This is a genomic window from Aquimarina sp., from assembly GCF_977115655.1.
Genome location: NZ_CDSBKO010000151.1, coordinates 1 through 1,407 on the forward strand (window position 1 = coordinate 1; position 1,407 = coordinate 1,407).

Annotated in this window: 2 protein-coding genes; both read right to left on the bottom strand. The window is 33.5% G+C overall.

Going from position 1 to position 1,407, the window contains the following annotated elements; all coding sequences use genetic code 11:
* Positions 1-85: 85 nt before the first annotated feature.
* Positions 86-562, bottom strand: a complete 477-nt coding sequence (locus ACZIYX_RS23940; protein ID WP_462684776.1) for a hypothetical protein — start codon at positions 560-562, stop codon at positions 86-88.
* Between the two features lie 2 nt (positions 563-564).
* On the bottom strand, positions 565-1,407 hold an 843-nt coding region (locus ACZIYX_RS23945), incomplete at its 5' end, for an RHS repeat domain-containing protein (protein ID WP_462684777.1).

A 1,407-nucleotide genomic window follows, 5' to 3' on the forward strand; every position in this document is an offset into this window, starting at 1 on the left:
TTTTGACCTACCGTCTTTAATCATTCCTCAAAGTCGGGAGACTTTGCGGAGCGGGCACCAGAAACATTCTGGCGCTAGCCGGGGTTCATTTAATTAAATACCAATTTTCTTTCACCCAAAGAAAATTTAATTTTTGATTGTCGTTCAATAAGGATGGATTAGAAACCCAGATTAAATCGAAATGATCATCATCATCAAGATTAATTTTTATGCAACCTAAATCACTAACATTCAATGATTTTATTTTTAGTTTTAAAAAAAGGTCAAGTTCTTCCTTTATTTTGTAGATGTCAATTATTCTATTTGACAAAGGCTTATCTAAAATCTCGATAGTATTGTTATTCTTATAAAGAATTTTCAATATTGTAGCTAAAGAATCATTTCCTTTTTGATAGTAAGCAAATAAATTATTTTCATAAACATCTTTTCCTCTATAAATAATATGAGTATTTTTAGAGAATTTAACATTCTCATTTTCATATTTGCTTATGAAGTCTTTATAATTTACATCAGGGCTACAAGAAAGAGCTACACAAATTATTATAATATATTTATTAAACATTTTCAATTTTTAATGATATTGTGGTAATTGTTATGATGAGCATGCCAAACTCCTAAGCCTATTGACATTTGATCATCTGATGAATCAAGTTGTGGATTATATCCGTTTGTGTCTGGATTAAAAACACTATTATAATGAGCCCCTAACTTCGCTACAAGTTCTGAAACCCCTAAACTATAGGCTCCTGCTCCAAATAGAAAATTTCCAAAGTTTTTAGGGTTATGAGCTACTGCAAAAGTTTTATCTTTTACTAAATATATATTTTTCCAAGGATCTGAATTGTATTTGGCACCATAATATTCAGCGGCGATATATGCAAAATCAAACTTCCCAAAACCAACACCTTCTGTCTTTAAATAATCAATAGGAGTTTTTCTATTCGTTTCATCAAAACCACCAGATTTTTCTATAAATCTCTGAAGTTCATTTTCATTGGTGAAAACTAATTTTGTTAATTCCCCACTCTTTATGCTTTCATAATCACCATCGGGGTCTGCGAAATGAAAATTAGCCCACCCATCATTTCCATCTGCATATTGTCCTCTATTACCAAAAAGTAAATTATGCCACCAAACATCATGATCAACTCCAATATAATTTCCATCTGCATCAAAGCGTATATTCCTTGCGCCATCTGGATCAACTCCAACAATAGGATTGTTACCCATAGCCATATAAGGTGATGCATATTGTCCCGCTGGATCAGTAGTCAACCATCGTCCAATCCTGCTATCCCATAACCTAAGCTCAAACGCTTCCTTCCCAGTTTCTGGGTCTTTTTCTTGTCCCTGGTAGGCATATCGATAATCCCCCACCTGGTTACGCCCTGGCATTGGCATCCCAAA

Coding starts and splice junctions, on each gene's coding strand:
- ACZIYX_RS23940 (WP_462684776.1), bottom strand. CDS start 562: ATGTTTAATAAATATATTATAATAATTTGTGTAGCTCTTTCTTGTAGC.